This window comes from Shewanella sp. BJSY2023SW001 (assembly GCF_047314685.1).
Lineage (GTDB): Bacteria > Pseudomonadota > Gammaproteobacteria > Enterobacterales > Shewanellaceae > Shewanella > Shewanella indica.
Map to the genome: position 1 here is coordinate 1 of NZ_JBKORF010000003.1, position 2,794 is coordinate 2,794.

The following is a 2,794-nucleotide window of genomic DNA, read 5'->3' on the forward strand; positions in this document are numbered from 1 at the left end:
ACCAGGTCGGTTTCAGGGGTATTGTTGACCGTGGCGGTATAGGTGATCTGGCCGCCTTCATTCACTTCAGCCGGGGCCGTCAGGGTGACGGTAGTGGTATCTATGGTGTCATTGACCGTCGTGTCGACACTGTTGCCGAGATCCAGATCTTCATAGTTGCCGCCTTCAGCTTCGGTGACATTAACCGAGAGGGTTTCACCGTCCTGATAGACATCATCCGTCGGTGCCGCGACGGTGATAGTGCCTTCGGTTTGACCGGCTGGGATTACTATAGTCGCGCCGTTGGACAGGGTCAGCACCAAGTCATTTTCAAGAGGGGCATTATCTACAACAGCTGTGTAGGTGATACTTCCACCCTCATTGACTTGGGTTGGCGCCAATAAGGTTACAGTACTGGGCGCAACTTGGGGGAGGTTGAAGGCGTTTTGTGATAAACCTTCTTGCAGCGTAATAGCATCAGTTTCGAAGCCTGCTGAATCGTAGCCACTGGCAGCCAGAGTTTCTGCACCACTTCTTGCCAATGAAACAAAACCGGATGTTCCTTCATTTCCTTGAGTTCCACCGGCAGCAGTATCAGGCAATGAAGCGGTTGGATCTTCTCCTGCTGCGATAAGGGCCTGTAGCTGCTCAATTTCAGAATCTGTTACAGCATCTGTACTTTGCAACACTTCTTGAGGAACTTCAGCTCCTCCTCTAAGACTGCTCCCATCACTGAGTAAGAGCTCTATCTGTGCATCATTATCGACAAAAACTTCGCTTCCGTGCGCGACCAAGTCGCCTTGTTGTAATGGAACTTGCTGGCCATTTGACATGACATAAGCCTTGCCATTCAAACTTTTAACTTGACCATCTTGTGTTGCGATAAGTGCTTTCATGTCCCGCCCCCGGCGCTTGCAATATCCGTATCAATAAAGTTGCAGCCCATTGTTTTTGGGTTGCAAGTTGACAAGAAGTGTAAATCTTCTGGGGCGATCTTAGATGAATAACCTGGTTAAGTCAATTTTTTGACACCGATCGTACGGTTTGTAATTTTATGATTTATATTGGTTTATTTTTTATTTCGATTAATAAAAAAACAGAAGCTTAGCGCTTCTGTTGATTTTATTGTGAATTGTTGGTGATTTTGTTACGGGATTAACTGATCCTCGGATAAGTAAGTATAATTTGGCTCGGGTAATGAGGCTTGAGCGACAGGTTGAGTAACCAACAATGCGCCGTCGGAAATAAGGGATTGGATAATCACACCTTCATCGGTAGTTCCATACTCTGTGGACAGATCCACACCATTGAGTACTATGGTGACACTGTCCCCGCCGGCGCCAGTCGTGTCGACAGTTATGATGGTGTTGCCATTCACAAAGCTGAAGTCCAGGTAATCATCCAAAACTCCATTTTCTTCATTAACCAATATGTCCGATAAATCCAGTGCATCTGTGTTAGGGGAGAAGTTATAGACGTCATCGGTGCTGCCATCTGCAGACCCGGCATCCCAGATAAGAATATCTCTGTCATTATCTAAGCCAGCATCCAGGTGGTCACTGCCGGGGCCGCCAACCAGATAGTCGGCACCTGTACCGCCAAAGATGTAGTCATTACCGGCACCACCCAGTAATTGGTCATCGCCTTCCAGACCTTTGATGGTGTCATTCCCTTCGCGACCGACAATTTCATCACTTTGGTTAGCTCCGGTGAGAGAGTCACCCTGAGTGCTACCAAAGATGAGGTTATCTATGTTGTCGCTTCCTGTTATCGTAATGGCATCATCAGGCAGCAGCTCGTGAGTAAATACAGCTTGTACATATCGGGCTTGATAGCTGCCTCCATCATTGTCGAAGTAAGTAATAGTCCACTGATCGGCAGCTTGGGCTGGATTTAAGGTCAGATAGTCAGCGAGTGTTATCGAGTTATCTGACTCTTGCACAATCTGATCGTAGCCAATACTGGCTTTCATCAAGCCAGAATCTGCATCATAAAACCAAGTTTGTTCTATGTTATCCACAGGATCAGCCAGCAACACAATGAAGGTAATACCGTTGATAGTTAGCCTGACCGATACCTCTGTTTCCCGTTTGCTGCCGGCTGTGGAGTCAATGTCTCTCTCATTGCCGGGGATTGGAATGGCAAAGGGCGATTTTTGGAAGTCGGTAAATAGATCCAGGCTACCGGCGGAAGGCGCTAAATTAATCGCATCGGCGAATCCACCACTGATACTGAGAATGGCATCTTGGTCATTACCTGAAGTCAAAGGTGATGAACCATCACCTATGGTGACACTTTCCCCTCCTAAGCTGTTCCCCGGCACCGCATGGATGATGAAGTCACCATCCACATGATCTGTACCTGAGTTGACTGTGAAGGTCAGAGAAATATCCAGCTGTTCCTCAATATCACCGTTATTACCCGGCATATAGACCAGACTGCCTAACTCTGCTGCAGACAAGGCTTCAGGATTGTCAAAGTCATACTGCACCAGCATCTGCTCGCCATCATCCCAGTACCAAATAGAGCCTAGCTCGGCAGTTTCTGCAGGATCGATAAACTCAAGACTCAGGTTTGTGATGCTAATTTCATCCGTGGCATCTACATCGGTTGGAACATCAATATTCAGCGGATAACCGGCAAGATAAGGATCCGAGAGTTGTAACAGGGAGGCCGGAACCCAGATCTCTTTGGCAAATTCGCCTTCAACCGGGTCGTTGGTTCCATTGATTGTGATTGTGACAGTCTCGGTATCTGTGCCGCCGTTGCCGTCATCGACAGTGACATCAAAGCTTAAGGTGATGGTCTCACCGAC

2 protein-coding genes are annotated in these 2,794 nt (G+C 47.6%); both read right to left on the minus strand.

Features of this window, described 5'->3' with window-relative positions; translation table 11 throughout:
* Positions 1-875: retention module-containing protein (locus ACMHXH_RS00415; RefSeq protein WP_413737485.1), on the minus strand; the 875-nt coding region annotated here is incomplete at its 3' end.
* Between the two features lie 251 nt (positions 876-1,126).
* On the minus strand, positions 1,127-2,794 hold a 1,668-nt coding region (locus tag ACMHXH_RS00420), incomplete at its 5' end, for a calcium-binding protein (protein WP_413737487.1).